Consider the following 15,377-nt stretch of genomic DNA (forward strand, 5'->3'; position numbering starts at 1 on the left):
ACTAGGACAAATAAAGTGGCGAAAGTAACCAAGTCATTCCAGTTCGGTAATCACGAAGTCACACTGGAGACGGGCGAAATCGCCCGCCAGGCTTCCGGTGCCGTCATGGTCAGCATGGGCGGCACCGTCGTGCTGGTCACCGTGGTGGCCAATGCCAAGGCGAAGGAAGGTCAGGACTTCTTCCCGCTCACCGTCGACTACGTCGAGAAGTTCTACTCGGCCGGTCGCATCCCCGGTGGCTTCTTCAAGCGCGAAGGCCGCCCGACCGAGAAGGAGACGCTGACCTCGCGTCTGATCGATCGTCCGGTGCGCCCGCTGTTCCCGGAAGAGTTCAAGAACGAAGTGCAGGTCATCGCACAGGTCGTGTCGCTGAACCCGGAAATCGACGGTGACATCCCGGCCATGCTGGGCGCCTCCGCCGCGCTGAGCCTCGCCGGCATCCCGTTCAAGGGTCCGATCGGCGCTGCCCGTGTCGGTTATGCCAATGGCAAGTACCTGCTGAACCCGACCGCCACCGAGCTGAAGACCTCGGATCTGGACCTGGTCGTCGCCGGTACTTCCAACGCCGTGCTGATGGTCGAATCCGAAGCCAAGCTGCTGTCGGAAGAGGTCATGCTGGGCGCCGTGGTGTTCGGTCACCAGCAGATGCAGGTGGCCATCCGCGCCATCGCCGAGCTGGCCACCGAAGCCGCCCGTCCGTCCATGGCCTGGCAGGCTCCGGCCCGCAACGAAGCGCTCGTCGCCGCCCTCACGGGTGCCGTCGGCAACCAGCTGGAAACCGCCTTCCAGGTGCGTGACAAGCTGCAGCGCCGCGATGCCATCTCGGCCATCAAGAGCGACGTGCTCGCCTCGCTGGCTGCCGATGTGGAAGCCAAGGGCTGGGACAAGGCTGAGCTGTCGAAGGAATTCGCCGAGCTCGAATACCGCACCATGCGCGACGGCGTGCTGAAGACCAAGGTCCGCATCGACGGTCGCAACCTGGACGATGTCCGCGCGATCTCGATCCGCGTCGGCGTGCTGCCGCGCACCCATGGTTCGGCGCTGTTCACCCGCGGCGAAACCCAGGCGCTGGTCGTCACCACGCTGGGCACCACGCGTGATGCGCAGATCATCGACGCGCCGGAAGGCGAATCGAAGGATCCGTTCCTGTTCCATTACAACTTCCCGCCGTTCTCGGTGGGTGAAGCTGGTCGCTTCGGCGCGCCGAAGCGTCGCGAAATCGGCCACGGCCGTCTCGCCAAGCGCGGCGTGCAGGCCGTCAAGCCGACCATCGAAGAGTTCCCGTACGTGGTCCGCGTGGTCTCGGAAATCACCGAGTCCAACGGTTCCTCGTCGATGGCTTCGGTGTGCGGTTCCTCGCTCGCCATGATGGACGCCGGCGTGCCGCTGAAGGCTCCGGTGGCCGGTATCGCCATGGGCCTGGTGAAGGAAGGCAACGACTTCGTCGTGCTGTCCGACATCCTGGGTGACGAAGATCACCTCGGCGACATGGACTTCAAGGTGGCCGGTAGTGCCGATGGCATCTCCGCGCTGCAGATGGACATCAAGATCGACGGCATCACCGAAGAGATCATGAAGGTGGCGCTGGAACAGGCCAAGCGTGGCCGTCTGCACATCCTCGGCGAAATGGCCAAGGTGATCAGCACCGCGCGCACCGAGATGAGCGAGTTCGCCCCGCGCCTGCTCACCATCAAGATCCACCCGGACAAGATCCGCGAAGTGATCGGCAAGGGTGGCGCGACCATCCGCTCCATCACCGAGGAGACGGGCACCACGATCGACATCAGCGACGACGGCACCGTCATCATCGCTTCGGTCAATCGTGAAGCCGCCAATGCCGCCAAGGCGCGCATCGAGCAGATCGTCTCCGACGTCGAGCCGGGCCGCATCTACGAAGGCAAGGTCGCCAAGCTGATGGACTTCGGCGCGTTCGTGACCATCATGCCGGGCAAGGACGGCCTGGTGCACGTCTCGCAGATTTCCAGCGAGCGCGTGGAGAAGGTCTCCGACAAGCTGAAGGAAGGCGATATCGTCAAGGTCAAGGTGCTGGAAGTGGACAAGCAGGGCCGTATCCGCCTGTCCATGAAGGCCGTGGCCGAGGACGAAGGCGCCAACGCCTAAGTCTTCTGCACTGCAGCAAGCGACAAAAGCCCGGCTTATGCCGGGCTTTTGTTTTTCGGGGTCGGGGTTTGTGATTTGGCCCCTGCGTCGCCATCCCGGGTTTCACGCAGATGACGCGCCTGAGGGATGTCGGATCTGGCGCTGGAACTAATAGCGTTTTTGCGTTCGCCCTGAGGTGCATTTGCTACGATGCCGGCAGTGCGATGAGGATGTGGGCATGGCCGACCAGGCAAGCGATTTCTTGAAGGATTACCAGGCGCTGGCACAGCAGTCCTGGGACACCTGGACCCGTTATCTGCAACAGCAAACAGCCTCGGCGGCGCCCTGCGCGCAGGCGGCCTCTTCCCATGCCGGTGCAGGCGATGACCTGCTGGCACGCAGTATGGCCGCGCTCAAGGGCTACAACGAGTGGTTGCAGGGCGCGGTAGGCAGCGGCCTGGGCCAAGGGTCCACCGATTGGCAGCAATCGCTGCAGAACCTGTTTTCCAGCCTGGGCGGCCAACCGTTCGCGCATGCCTTCGCGTCCATCGACAGCGAAGCGGCGCGCAGCTTCGGCCAGCTGTGGCAGTCCTGGTTGCAGTCCAGCCAGTCCGGCATGCGCTTCGATGTGGAGCACATGGCGGCGTTCGGCTTCACCCGCGAGCGCCAGCTGCAGCAGCAGGAAATCGCGGCGGCCATGCAGGAGTACCTGGACTGGTCGAGCAAGTACCAGGCCTTGATCCAGCGCGCGAACACCGAAGGTTTCGAGCGCCTGCAGGCCAAGCTGGCCGACTTCACCGACTCGACGCGCCAGATCGAATCGCTCAAGGCGCTGTACGACCTGTGGGTGGACGGTGCCGAAGAGGCTTACGCGCAGATCGCCCTGTCCGAGGAGTTTCGCCACGTCTACGGCGAAATGGTGAATGCGCAGGGGCGCCTGCGCCAGCTGCAGCAGCAACAGCTCGAAGCGATGTGCCGCGAACTGGGCATGCCGACGCGCAGCGAGGTATCGGCGCTGGGCAAGCGCCTGCAAGAGTTGCGGCGCGAGGTGCGCGGGCAGGGTGTTTCCCGCGAGTCCGACGAACTGGCGACGCTGCGTGCGGAAGTGGCTGCGCTCAAGCGCCAGCTGGCCGGCAAGGCCGGGGAAGCGAAGCGACCGGCCTCGCGCAGCAGCAAGCGCGAGCCCGAAAAAGATGCCGTCGTGCGCCGTGCCAAGCCGGCCGCCACGGTGGGCGCCCGCAAGACTGTCGCGCGCGGCACCACGCGCACGCGCAAGTAAGGAGCATCCATGTTTCCACCGCTACGCCTCGATCCGGCCGCGTTGACGGGCGAGATCGCCGCCTTCCAGCGCAAGCTGGCCGCCGGCCTGGGCAATCTCCGGCACCAGCTGGAGCCGGAATACGCCAACACGCCGCGCGTAGCCATCTACCGCGAGGACAAGCTCACGGTGTGGCACATGAAGGGGCAGGGCAAGCCCACCACTAGGACGCCGACGCTGATCGTCTATGCGTTGGTCAACACGGTGTGGATGACCGACCTGCAGGACGATCGCTCGATGGTGCGCAACCTGCTTGAGCAGGGCGAAGACGTCTACCTGATCGACTGGGGTTATCCGGATGGCGCCGACCGTTGGCTGACGCTGGATGACTACATCAACGGTTATCTCGATCGCTGCGTCGATGCGGTGTGCAAGGCCGCGGGCGTCGATGCGATCAACCTGCTCGGCATCTGCCAGGGCGGCACGTTCTCGCTGTGCTACACGGCCACCCACGGCGACAAGGTGAAGAACCTGATCACCATGGTGACGCCGGTGGACTTCCAGACACCGGACAACATGCTCTCGAACTGGACGCGCGAGCTGGATGTCGACCTGTTCGTCGACACCATGGGCAACATTCCGGCCGAACTGCTCAACTGGGTGTACCTCACGCTCAAGCCGGTGCGCCTCAACCAGCAGAAGTACGTGAGCCTGGTCGACATCCTCGACAACCCGAAGGAGTTGCAGAACTTTCTGCGCATGGAGCGCTGGATCTTCGATTCGCCGGACCAGGCAGGCGAAGCGTTCCGCGAGTTCATCAAGGAGTTCTACCAGCAGAACAAGCTGATCAAGGGCGACCTGGTGATCGGCGGCAAGCCGGTCGATCTGGGCATGATCACCCAGCCGGTGCTCAACATCTTCGCCGAGCAGGACCACCTGGTGCCGCCCGATGCTTCGCGCGTCCTTGGGCGCCATGTAGGCACCACCGATTACACCCAGCTCGCCTTCAAGGGTGGGCACATCGGCATCTATGTCTCCGGTCGTGCCCAGCGCGAGGTGCCCCCGGCTATCCACCAGTGGCTCAGTACGCGAAACTGAGCGCTGGCCCCAGGAAGAGTTCGCTCATGGAAAAGCGTCTGCACCGTTCACTCTCTGACAGGAAGCTCGCCGGCGTCTGCGGCGGCATCGCCGAATACCTGGGCTGGGACCCGACCCTGGTCCGCATCCTGTGGGTGGTGCTCACCTTCATGGGTGGCTCGGGCATCGTCGCCTACCTGGTGTTGTGGCTGCTGATGCCCGAAGGCGCCTGATTCCCCGCGGCGGGCATGCTGCCCGCATTCCGTTTATTTCGATTGGCAAGACCGTTTATGGATTACGACCGTTTCGACCGCATTCGCGCCGTGCAATGGCAAGGCGATCACCTGCGCCTGCTCGACCAGCGTCTGCTTCCGCAGGAAGAGCGCTGGATCGACTGCACGGACGCGGCCCAAGTGACCCAGGCCATCAAGGACCTGGCCGTGCGTGGCGCGCCCGCCATCGGCATCGCCGCGGCGTGGGGCGTGGTACTGGCTGCGAAGCAGGGTGAGCCGCTGGATGCTGCACTGGCCATGTTGCGTGCCGCGCGTCCCACGGCGGTGAACCTGATGTGGGCACTGGATCGCATGAAGGCGCGCATTGCCGCCGGTGCCAATGCCGAGGCTCTCGAGCGCGAAGCGCAGCTGATCCAGGACGAAGACCTGGCCGCCAATCGCCACATGGGCGAATTGGGCGCCTCGCTGATCGCGCCGCTTTCGGGCGTGCTCACGCACTGCAATACCGGTTCGCTCGCCACCGCAGGCTTTGGTACGGCGCTGGGCGTGATCCGTGCTGGCGTGGCCAGCGGTCGCGTCGAACGTGTGTATGCCGGCGAGACGCGGCCGTGGCAGCAGGGCGCGCGCCTTACCATGTGGGAGCTGGTGCGCGATGGCGTGCCAGCCAAGCTCATCGCCGATTCGGCCGCCGCGCACCTGATGCGCTTGGGCGAGGTGCAGTGGGTGATCGTGGGTGCGGACCGCATCGCCGCCAACGGCGACACCGCCAACAAGATCGGCACCTACCAGCTGGCCATCGCCGCGCGCCACCATGGCGTGAAGTTCATGGTCGTCGCACCGTCGTCCACGGTGGACATGGCTACGGCGTCGGGCGAAGACATCGAGATCGAATTGCGCGACCCGGCCGAACTGCTGGCCGTGGCCGGCCGCCGTACCGTCGTGGACGGCGCGCAGGCCTGGAACCCGGTGTTCGACGTCACGCCGGCGTCGCTCATCGATGCCATCGTCACCGAGCGTGGCGTGATCGAACACCCGACCACCCTGGCCATGCAGGCGCTGTTCGGCTGATGGGGGTGCGCCGACAGTTCCTGCTGTTCGGCGTCGGCGGCGCCATTGGCCTGGTGGTCGACGCCGGTGTGGTGCAGGCGCTGGTGAGCTGGGGGCACTGGAACCCCTACCTGGCGCGTGTGGTGTCCTTCCTTTCGGCGGCGACGGCCACCTGGCTGTGGAACCGTCGCTATACCTTCGCGCACCGCCATAGCGGGCGCTCGCTGCGTGCCGAATGGCTGCAGTGGATTGCACTGATGAGCGTAGGGGCAGTGGTCAATTACGCCGCCTACGCCGTGATTCTGATGTTCTATCCATGGCTGCATCGCTGGCCTGCCGTGGCTGTCGCGGCAAGCTCCGCGGCCGCGGCGCTGGTTAATTTTTCGACAGCCCGCGGCGTGCTTTTCAAGCGAGCCAAAACTTCCGTTTAAGCCATTGATTCACAAAGAAAAAATACTGTGAATTTGGCGTCAAACGTGTTACACTCCATAGGTTGTTTCCAGGTCGCTCGCCCACGCACGGAGGGTGCGTGCGCCGCGACCCTTTTCATCCTCAGGGAAGCCGATTGATGGCAGAACTCGCCAAAGAAGTCATCCGCGTCAACATCGAAGACGAGATGCGCCAGAGCTACCTCGATTACGCCATGAGCGTGATCGTGGGACGCGCCCTCCCGGATGTCCGCGACGGCCTCAAGCCTGTGCACCGCCGCGTCCTGTTCGCCATGAACGAACTGGGCAACGCCTGGAACAAGCCCTACAAGAAATCGGCCCGCGTGGTCGGTGACGTCATCGGTAAATACCACCCGCACGGCGACGCATCGGTCTACGACGCGATCGTGCGCATGGCCCAGCCGTTCTCGCTGCGTTACATGCTGGTCGATGGCCAGGGTAACTTCGGTTCGGTCGACGGCGACAACGCCGCAGCCATGCGATACACCGAGGTGCGCATGTCGCGCCTCACGCAGGAGCTGCTGGCCGACATCGACAAGGACACCGTCGACTTCGGTCCCAACTACGACGAAAGCGAGCAGGAACCGCTGGTCCTGCCGACGCGCGTGCCCAACCTGCTGGTGAACGGTTCGGCCGGTATCGCGGTGGGTATGGCCACCAACGTGCCGCCGCACAACCTCACTGAAGTCGTCTCCGCGACGATCGGCCTGATCGACGATCCGTCGCTGTCGATCGATGACCTGATGCAGTTCATCCCCGGCCCGGACTTCCCGACCGCCGGCATCATCAACGGCTCCTCGGGCATCATCGAGGCTTATCGCACCGGTCGCGGTCGCATCCTGGTGCGTGCTCGCACCGAGATCGAAACCGAGTCGAACGGTCGCGAGACGATCCTTGTCCACGAGCTGCCGTACCAGGTGAACAAGGCCCGCCTGATCGAGAAGATCGCCGAGCTGGTCAAGGAAAAGAAGATCGAGGGCATCAGCGAGCTGCGCGACGAGTCCGACAAGGACGGCATGCGCGTGGTGATCGAGATCCGTCGCGATGCGATGGCCGACGTGGTGCTCAACAACCTGTTCCAGCAGACGCAGCTGCAGGTGACGTTCGGCATCAACATGGTCGCCCTGCTGGACGGCCAGCCGCGCCTGCTGAACCTCAAGGACATCCTCGAGGCGTTCATCCGTCACCGTCGTGAAGTGGTGACGCGCCGTACCATCTTCGAACTGCGCAAGGCCCGTGCCCGCGCGCATATCCTGGAAGGTCTCACGGTCGCGCTCGCCAACATCGACGAGATGATCGAGCTGATCCGCACCTCGGCGTCGCCGCAGGAAGCGCGCGAGCGCATGCTGGCGCGCAAGTGGCAGCCGGGCATGGTGGCCACGTTGCTCGAGGCCGCCGGCGCCGAAGCGTCGCGTCCCGAAGACATGGACCCGCGCGATGGCCTCAAGGCCGAGGGCTACCAGCTTTCCGAAGTGCAGGCCCAGGAAATCCTGGCCATGCGCCTGCATCGCCTCACCGGCCTGGAGCAGGAAAAGCTTTCCGACGAATACCGCCAGGTGCTCGAGACGATTCGTGGCCTGATCGAGATCCTCGAAGATCCGGCCCGCCTGCTCGCGGTGATCCGCGGCGAACTCGAAGCCATCAAGGAAGAGTTCGGCGACAAGCGCCGCACCGAGATCCAGCATTCGCAGGAAGACCTCAACGTCCTCGACCTGATCGCCCCGGAAGACGTGGTCGTCACGCTGTCGCACACCGGTTACGTGAAGCGCCAGCCGGCAAGCACGTATCGCGCACAGCGTCGCGGCGGCAAGGGCCGGTCGGCCTCGGCGCTGAAGGACGAGGATTTCGTCGAGCAGCTGTGGGTGGTGAACACCCACGACACGCTGCTCACCTTCACCAGCACCGGCCGCGTGTACTGGCTCAACGTGTACCAGATGCCGGAGTCGGGCCCGAACGCGCGTGGCAAGCCGATGGTGAACCTGTTGCCGCTGGGCGAGGGCGAGAAGGTGCAGGCCGTGCTGCCGGTGCGCGAGTACGCGGAAGACCGCTTCGTGTTCTTCGCCACCAAGCAGGGCACGGTGAAGAAGACGCCGCTGACCGAGTTCGCGTTCCAGCTGCAGAAGGGCAAGATCGCCATCAACCTCGACGAGGGCGATGCGCTGGTCAACGTGGCGCTGACCGACGGCAACAGCGACGTGCTGCTGTTCGCCTCCAACGGCAAGACGGTGCGCTTCGACGAGTCGGAAGTGCGTTCGATGGGTCGTACCGCGACCGGCGTGCGTGGCATGAAGCTGGCCGACGATGCCGAAGTGGTGTCGCTGATCGTGGCGGCCGAGGGCGACATCCTCACCGCTACCGAACGTGGCTACGGCAAGCGCACCATGCTCGACGAGTTCCCGAAGAAGGGACGCGGCACGCAGGGCGTGATCGGCATCCAGTGCTCCGAGCGCAATGGCGCGCTGGTGGCCGCAACGCAGGCCACCGAGGCGCACGAGATGATGCTGATCTCCGATCAGGGCACGCTGGTGCGTACCCGCGTGGCGGAAGTCTCGCAGCTCAGCCGCAATACCCAGGGCGTGACGCTCATTCGCCTGCCGGCGGACGAGAAGCTGGTCAGCGTGGTTCGTCTCGATGCGGAAGTCGAGAGCGGTGAAGGCGAAGAGGGTGCAGCCCCCGACGTGACCGAAGGTGATCTGCCTGCTGCCGGTGATGACGTTCCCACCGACGCCGAGTGATCCCAGCGCGATGTAAAAAAGAAAACCCCGGCCATGCCGGGGTTTTCTTTTTCTATCCCATCAAGGCTTGAAGCCGACCGATTGCCATAGTGGCGCTGGATCATAGACAGCACCTGCTTCGATGGTCTTGGCGACACGGCGCGTGTTGTGGATGTCGGCCAGCGGATCGCCGTCGAGCAGCACCATGTCGGCGCGCTTGCCGACGGTCAGCGTGCCGACTTCGCCGTCGAGCCCCATCACGCGCGCGGGTACGCTGGTCGCCGCCATCAGCGCTTCCATCGGCGTGAATCCCGCCTGGACGTAGATCTCCAATTCCCGGTGCAGCGAATAGCCGGGAATGGACTGGTCTGTGCCGGCAACGATGGTCAGGCCCTGGCGGTGCAATTCGCGCAACGTGGCGAGCAGATAGTCGTAGCGCTTGGCGCGGTCCGGCTTGACGCCCGGGCTGTCGAGCGCGGCGGCAAGCTCGGGCGCCACGTGCGTGATGCCCGGCTCGATGGCGCTCAATGGCGTGGATTCCGGATGCATCTCTGCTTCGAACAGCGCGATGGTGTCGTCGAAGACGGTGTGATGTTCGCGGAACAGCGCCAGCTGGCGTGTCGCATCCGGCGTGGTGAAGTCCAGCGGCGGAAGCGGCTTGTTGCGTTCCATATGCAGCAGGTCGCGCGCCACGTAATGAATGTGGTTGATGCCGTCGTAACCGTCTTTGACGGCCTGCTCGGTGGTCATGCCTTCGGGGACATGGCCGGTCACGGTCATGCCCACGCGGTGTGCTTCCGCGGTGATTACCGGTACCAGTTCGGGCTTCATGCTGCCGTAGATCTTGATCTGTCGTGCGCCGACGTCCTTGTAGCGCTTGACCCAGGCCTTGGCCTGCTCAGGCGTGTCGGCGACGACCGCACCCAACGTGATCGGGCCGGTGCCATCGATGACGCCTGCGATCAGGATGCGGGGGCCGATGCCGCGCCCCTGGTCGATCGCGTCGCGCACCGCAGTGATGAAATCGAAAATGTTGCCGCAATCGCGCACGGTGGTGATGCCCGAGGCGAGATACACGGGTCCCCATTCGACCTGCTCGTAGTGGGCATGCATGTCCCACAGGCCGGGGATGAGGAACTTGCCGCTGCCATTGATCACTTCGTAGCCTTGAGTCGCCACCTGCTCCTTCGCTGAGGCGATGCGGCTGATGTGTCCATCGTCCATGAACACCGTTACGTCGCCCTGTGCCGGCGCGCCGGTGCCATCGATCAGCGTGGCATGTGTAACGGCCAAGCGTTTGACGACGGGCTGGCGGCCTTTCGCTGCGAGCTGGGCCAGAGAGGTCAGCCCGTCGATCGCGGCGTGCTGCATGAAGGTCGCCAGTTCCGGTTCGTAGTCTTCGCGCACGGCCTCGAAGTGATCGAACTCGGCGTCGCGCGTGACCAGGGCCACCAACTGGTTGTTGTCGTCCATCCAAAGCGCTTCGCTTCCCCAGGCGAGCCCCGACACCTGATAACCGTGCAGGGTGACGTCGTGGCCTGCCGCTTTCACGTGAAGCTCGGCGGTGGGCTGGATGCGAATGTCGTTGCCCGGCGGTGCCGCAATACGCTCCGGTCGTCCTTGCGACAGCCAATACCGCATCAACATCTGCTGCATGGCGACGGGCGAATAGCCGTCCATCAGGAAGGTGTGCCCGGTGGCGGGATACTGTGTCTTCTTGCCATCGCGCAGCAGCGATACCTGCGTGCGCGACGCGTCGATCGAGAAGTCATCGTTCAGATCGCTGGAGCGCGAGGACTGGCCGCGGGTGCTCAGCGACAGCGGATGTGCGTCATCCGTTGCGCGGTAGGTGGTCTTGAGAGGTACCGGCGTGCCGCGATCGGTGAAAAGAAAATCCGACTCGAGCAGTAACTGCCCGTCCTTGCGCTGGAGCGTATAGGTTTCCTTGCCGATCGCACGCGCGAACTTGTGCAGCACGAAGCTGCCTTGTTCGTTCGGCTGGGATGCCTGTGCATGGAGGCTTGATGAAGCGAAGGCGAGGGCTGCTGCGACGACGAACGCACTTGCACACTCCAGCTTCATGGACGGCTCCTTGCGCGGGGTATCAGTGGCGTCTCGACAGCGGCCGGGACGCCGCGACGTTACCCGGCCGGATTCGGGAGCGCCAGTGCGCGTGCCGTGTGCTTCGTCAGCCGGGAGAGACGCTGAACTCGTCCACGCGGGTGGGATAGAACGCCAGGTAGTCCTTGATCGGTGACACCGCGTCGTAGGGGTGCTCGTACGTCCACACGGCGTTTGCCGAACGCTGCCCACCCAGCGGAATGCTGTAGTACGAACAGTCGCCCTTGTACGGGCAGTAGGTCTGGTGGTCGGTGCGTTCGAGCAGCGACATGTCGACGTCCTTGCGCGGGATGTAGTGCACCGGCGGGTAGGACGCTTCGCTCAGCGAGAGCGCGGATCGTGTATCGGCCACGACACGCCCGCCGACGCGAACGACGATGTGGGAGGAATCAGGCCTGACCTCGATCGGATGATCGGGGCCCGGTATCCGCTGCACTCGGCTGTTCATGGCATCAGTCCGGAAGAGGGAGATGCGAGGCTACTCCCCTCCGTGATCAGTCCGCGTGCAGGCGGTGGATCTCAGGCCGTGGCTTCCAGCATCGCTTCGGCCGCGGAGACGCGGAACTCGCCCGGCGCTTCGACCTGCAGCACCTTCACCACGCCATCTTCCGCATACAGCGCGAAACGGCGGGAACGAAGACCCATGCCATAGCCGCTGCCGTCCAGCTCCAGGCCCAGTGCGCGGGTGAAGCTGCCATTGCCGTCGGCCAGCATCAGCAGTCCGTGCGGCACGTTCTGGGAGGCCGCCCAGGCCTGCATCACGTAGGCGTCGTTGACCGCGAGGCACATCACTTCGATGCCACGCGCCTGAAATTCGGCGTAGTGCTGGACATAGCCCGGCAGGTGGCGGTTGGAACAGGTAGGCGTGAAGGCGCCGGGCACGGCGAACATCACCACCTTGCGGCCGGCGAAGAGGGAGCCGGTGTGGGTCTGCTCGATGCTCTCGCCGATGGCGCGGATCTCGACATCGGGCACGGTCTGGCCGATCTGGATGCTCATGAGGGGGCTGCCTTGGCTAGGGAAGAGGAGGCGGATGCTAGCGCCAGGAAGGGTGGGTTGTCGCCTTGAATCACGCCGTTTTAGCACCCATCTCAACCACCATAGAGAGGGTGGCGTTCGACGCCATGCATCACCCAGACGAGTCAGGCGAGTTCGGCCTTGCCGGTCGGTCGGCGGGGAAGCGATATTTCCCGCATGCTGGTTAGGGCGGAACGATCGCCGGGGAGCGGTAGTGGAATTCAAAGATTATTACGACATCCTGGGCGTCAAGCCCGAGGCCAGCGAGGCCGACATCAAGGCGGCTTATCGCAAGCTGGCCAAGAAATACCATCCGGACCGGAACAAGGACGCCGGCGCGGAAGAGAAATTCAAGTCGATCAACGAAGCGAACGAAGTGCTTCGCGACACCGAGAAGCGCCGCGCCTACGACGAGTTGCGCGCCGGTGGCTATCGCGGCGGTGAGCAGTTCCGTCCGCCGCCGGGCTGGGGGCAGAGCCACGGTTTCGATTTCGGTGGCGAAGGCGGCGGTGATTTCAGCGACTTCTTCGAAAGCCTGTTCGGGCGTGGCGGTGGTGCCGGCCCTCGTGCTGCGCCTCGCGCACGACGCGGCGGTGACGTGCATGCACACGTGCAGATCGACCTGCAGACGGCCTTCGATGGTGGTCGCACGCGGCTGGCCCTGCAGGATGGCCATGGCGGCGAGCGAGTGCTGGAAGTGAAGATTCCCGCGGGCATCCAGCCGGGGCAGGTGATTCGCCTGGCCGGGCAGGGGCATGCGGGAAGCGGTGGTGCCGGCAACGGCGACCTGCTGCTCGAGGTCGGCATTCGCGACGATGCCCGTTTCAAGCTGGACGGTCGCAACGTGCTGCATGTGCTGCCGATCACGCCATGGGAAGCCGCGCTGGGCGCTACGGTGCCGGTGCCGACGCTGGCGGGCACGGTGGATCTGCGCATTCCCGCGGGCTCGCAGTCCGGACGCAAGCTCCGGCTCAAGGGGCGTGGCCTGCCGGGAGCGCATCCGGGCGACCAGCTGGTGGAACTGTCGATCCGCGTTCCCGCGGCGGAGAGTGACGAGCAACGCAAGGCCTATGAGGCGTTGCGCGAGCAGTTCGAGGGATACGATCCTCGCCACTGATGGCCGTACGGAAGGCCAAATGAAAAAACGGCGCCACGAGGCGCCGTTTTCTTGTGGAGCATGCCGCAGCCGTCAGGCCGGCAGCAGTTCCTTGAGCGTGGTCACCAGTTCCTCTTCCTTGATCGGCTTGGTGACGTAAGCCTTGGCACCCTGGCGCAGGCCCCACACCTTGTCGGTTTCCTGATCCTTGGTGGTGACCAGCACGACCGGGATGTGCGAGGTGTCCGGGTCCTTGCTGATGGTGCGGGTAGCCTGGAAACCGTTGAGGTTCGGCATCACCACGTCCATCAGAATCAGGTCGGGACGTTCACGCCTGGCCGCTTCCACGCCCGCCGCGCCATCTTCCGCGGTGAGGGCCTCATGCCCGAGCTTTTCGACGATACGCTTGATGCCCAACAGCTGCGACGGCGAGTCGTCGACGATCAGGATGCGTGCCATAAGGTGGGGTTCCCCTTGTTGTTTCGTTTGATTCTAAGGCGCTGTCGCCGCGCTTCCAAGCGGGGCGGTCAGGCGGCGGCGCCCACGCGTACCAGAGTACGCCCGAATGACTCGCCTGCGAGCATGTGGTCGAAAATACCCGGCAACTGCTCCAGCGTCACTTCGCGGGTGGCAATGCGCTCCAGGTGCTGCGGCTTCCAGTCGGTGGCGAGACGCTGCCACACGCGGTCGCGGATGTCCCGGGCCGTACCCGCCGACGCGATGCCCAGCAGGCTGGCGCCACGGATGATGAACGGCATCACGGTACTTTCGAAGCCGATGCCACCGGCATTGCCGCAGATGGCGACGTTGCCGTAGGGCGCGATCAGCGGCAGCAGGCCGGCCAGCATGCTGCCGCCGACGTTGTCCAGCGCGCCGCCGAAGCGTGCCGAGTCCATCGGCTTGCCGCTGAAAGCCAGCTGGTGACGATCGATGCATTCGGCAGCACCGAGATCGCGCAGGAAATCGAAGTGCGTGCTTTTCCCGCTGATGGCGTGCACGGCGTAGCCGGCGCGGGTGAAGATGTCGATGGCCAGCATGCCCACGCCACCGGTGGCACCGGTAACGGCGAGCGGGCCGAGCGCCGGCACCTGCCGGTTGTCTTCCATCCGCAGCAGTGCCAGTGCGGCGGTAAAGCCGGCCGTACCGATGATCATGCTCTCGCGCAGGCTCAGGCCCTTGGGCAGCGGAATAGCCCACGCGGACGGAAGACGGATGTACTCACCGTAGCCACCGTCGCGCACTTCGGAAAGCCCGCTGCCCGTGCACAGCACGGCATCGCCCTCCTTGAATGCGGGATCGGTCGAGGCGACCACGGTGCCGGCCGCGTCGATGCCGCCATTGAGCGGGTACTGGCGAAGAATCTTGCCCTTGCCGGTGCCGGCAAGCGCGTCCTTGTAGTTGACCGAGGAGTAGGCGACCTGCACCAGCACTTCGCCGGGGCTCAAGGCATCGGCGTTGATCGTCTCGATGCCGCCGCGGTAGCCGGTGTCGTCGTTGTGGATGCGGAAGGCGCGAAAGGCGGAGGGGGAACTCATGGGGGATTCCTTTTGCAGCGTGCCGTGCAGCGTGTTGGTCAGGCGTCGACGATGCGCTTGTCGATCAGGCGCGAGGCGCGCTCGCCGCGATAGGTGGGCATCCAGTCGAACAGCGTGGTCATGTCGTCACCAAACCATACACTTTCGTGTTGTCCCGGCGTAATGAAACCTTCGTCGACCATATGGTCGACCATTCCGCGCAGCGCGTTGTAGTAACCGCGCACATTGAGGAAGGCGCAGGGATAACGGTGCAGGCCCAGCTGGGCCCAGGTGAGCATCTCGAACATCTCATCCATGGTGCCGAAGCCGCCGGGCAGGGCGACGAAGGCATCGGACAGCTCGAACATGCGCGTCTTGCGCTGGTGCATGGTGTCGACCACCACCAGTTCGGTGAGGCCGGTGTGCGCCACTTCGCGCTCGACCAGCTGGCGCGGGATCACGCCGATGACCTTGCCGCCGCCGGCCAGCACGGCGTCGGCCACCGTGCCCATCAGGCCCACCTTGCCGCCGCCGTAGACCAGGGCGATGCCACGCCGGGCCATTTCGGCGCCGAAGGCGCGGGCCTGTTCGAGATATTCGGGGTGCTTGCCGCTGCTGGAGCCGCAGTAGACGCAAAGGGCGGTGGGTTGGGACATGTGTGTCAGTACGCAGAAGGAAGTGGTCGTCATTCCGGCGAAAGCCGGAATCCAGCGCCTTCGGCTTCGAAATGCGTGAGTCACTGGATTCCGGC

General features: G+C 64.6%; 14 protein-coding genes. 8 read left to right on the forward strand and 6 right to left on the reverse strand.

The genetic code is table 11. The features are described 5' to 3' along the window. The first annotated feature begins 15 nt into the window (after positions 1 to 15). From pnp to gyrA, 7 genes are all read left to right on the forward strand, one after another. A complete protein-coding gene (gene pnp, locus EPB08_RS18455; protein ID WP_130620550.1) occupies positions 16 to 2,121 on the forward strand; it encodes a polyribonucleotide nucleotidyltransferase in 2,106 nt (701 codons plus the stop codon). A gap of 217 nt (positions 2,122 to 2,338) precedes the next feature. Then, positions 2,339 to 3,379 (forward strand): poly(R)-hydroxyalkanoic acid synthase subunit PhaE, encoded by a 1,041-nt coding sequence (locus tag EPB08_RS18460; protein ID WP_130620551.1) that lies wholly within the window; start codon positions 2,339 to 2,341, stop codon positions 3,377 to 3,379. 9 nt (positions 3,380 to 3,388) lie between these two features. Next, positions 3,389 to 4,456 carry a class III poly(R)-hydroxyalkanoic acid synthase subunit PhaC gene (phaC, locus tag EPB08_RS18465; RefSeq protein ID WP_130620552.1) on the forward strand — a complete coding sequence of 356 codons (1,068 nt, stop codon included), beginning with the start codon at positions 3,389 to 3,391 and terminating at the stop codon, positions 4,454 to 4,456. 26 nt (positions 4,457 to 4,482) lie between these two features. After that, positions 4,483 to 4,668: a PspC domain-containing protein gene (locus EPB08_RS18470; protein ID WP_130620553.1), complete on the forward strand. Its 186-nt coding sequence runs from the start codon at positions 4,483 to 4,485 to the stop codon at positions 4,666 to 4,668. A gap of 57 nt (positions 4,669 to 4,725) precedes the next feature. Then, a complete protein-coding gene (mtnA, locus tag EPB08_RS18475) occupies positions 4,726 to 5,736 on the forward strand; it encodes an S-methyl-5-thioribose-1-phosphate isomerase (protein ID WP_130620554.1) in 1,011 nt (336 codons plus the stop codon). Continuing rightward, a complete protein-coding gene (locus EPB08_RS18480; protein WP_130620555.1) occupies positions 5,736 to 6,146 on the forward strand; it encodes a GtrA family protein in 411 nt (136 codons plus the stop codon). The genes mtnA and EPB08_RS18480 overlap by 1 nt, the downstream gene beginning before the upstream one ends. A gap of 137 nt (positions 6,147 to 6,283) precedes the next feature. Next, positions 6,284 to 8,899, forward strand: a complete 2,616-nt coding sequence (gene gyrA / locus EPB08_RS18485; protein ID WP_130620556.1) for a DNA gyrase subunit A — start codon at positions 6,284 to 6,286, stop codon at positions 8,897 to 8,899. A 60-nt stretch (positions 8,900 to 8,959) separates the two neighbouring features. Here the strand turns inward: gyrA and EPB08_RS18490 are convergent, their stop codons facing one another. From EPB08_RS18490 to EPB08_RS18500, 3 genes are all read right to left on the reverse strand, one after another. Next, entirely contained in the window at positions 8,960 to 10,960 is a 2,001-nt protein-coding gene (locus EPB08_RS18490) for an amidohydrolase family protein (RefSeq protein WP_130620557.1), read from the reverse strand. Between the two features lie 106 nt (positions 10,961 to 11,066). Beyond that, complete coding sequence (locus tag EPB08_RS18495; protein ID WP_130620558.1) at positions 11,067 to 11,447, reverse strand: DUF427 domain-containing protein; 381 nt, start codon at positions 11,445 to 11,447, stop codon at positions 11,067 to 11,069. Between the two features lie 71 nt (positions 11,448 to 11,518). Beyond that, positions 11,519 to 11,998, reverse strand: a complete 480-nt coding sequence (locus tag EPB08_RS18500) for a peroxiredoxin (protein WP_130620559.1) — start codon at positions 11,996 to 11,998, stop codon at positions 11,519 to 11,521. A gap of 232 nt (positions 11,999 to 12,230) precedes the next feature. On the opposite strand from EPB08_RS18500, the gene EPB08_RS18505 reads away from it, so the two are divergent. After that, entirely contained in the window at positions 12,231 to 13,133 is a 903-nt protein-coding gene (locus EPB08_RS18505) for a DnaJ C-terminal domain-containing protein (RefSeq protein ID WP_130620560.1), read from the forward strand. A 72-nt stretch (positions 13,134 to 13,205) separates the two neighbouring features. Here EPB08_RS18505 and pilH read toward each other — a convergent pair whose 3' ends face one another. The 3 genes from pilH to EPB08_RS18520 all read right to left on the reverse strand — a co-directional run bounded on the left by pilH (position 13,206) and on the right by EPB08_RS18520 (position 15,282). Then, positions 13,206 to 13,571, reverse strand: a complete 366-nt coding sequence (gene pilH, locus EPB08_RS18510; protein WP_038616934.1) for a twitching motility response regulator PilH — start codon at positions 13,569 to 13,571, stop codon at positions 13,206 to 13,208. Positions 13,572 to 13,639: 68 nt separating this feature from the next. Beyond that, on the reverse strand, positions 13,640 to 14,647 hold the full coding sequence (locus EPB08_RS18515) for an oxidoreductase (RefSeq protein WP_130620561.1): 1,008 nt from the start codon (positions 14,645 to 14,647) through the stop codon (positions 13,640 to 13,642). 38 nt (positions 14,648 to 14,685) lie between these two features. Then, positions 14,686 to 15,282 (reverse strand): LOG family protein, encoded by a 597-nt coding sequence (locus tag EPB08_RS18520; protein WP_130620562.1) that lies wholly within the window; start codon positions 15,280 to 15,282, stop codon positions 14,686 to 14,688. Positions 15,283 to 15,377: the final 95 nt, after the last annotated feature.

Origin of the sequence: Dyella amyloliquefaciens (assembly GCF_004296575.1) — a bacterium.
Classification (GTDB): domain Bacteria; phylum Pseudomonadota; class Gammaproteobacteria; order Xanthomonadales; family Rhodanobacteraceae; genus Dyella; species Dyella amyloliquefaciens.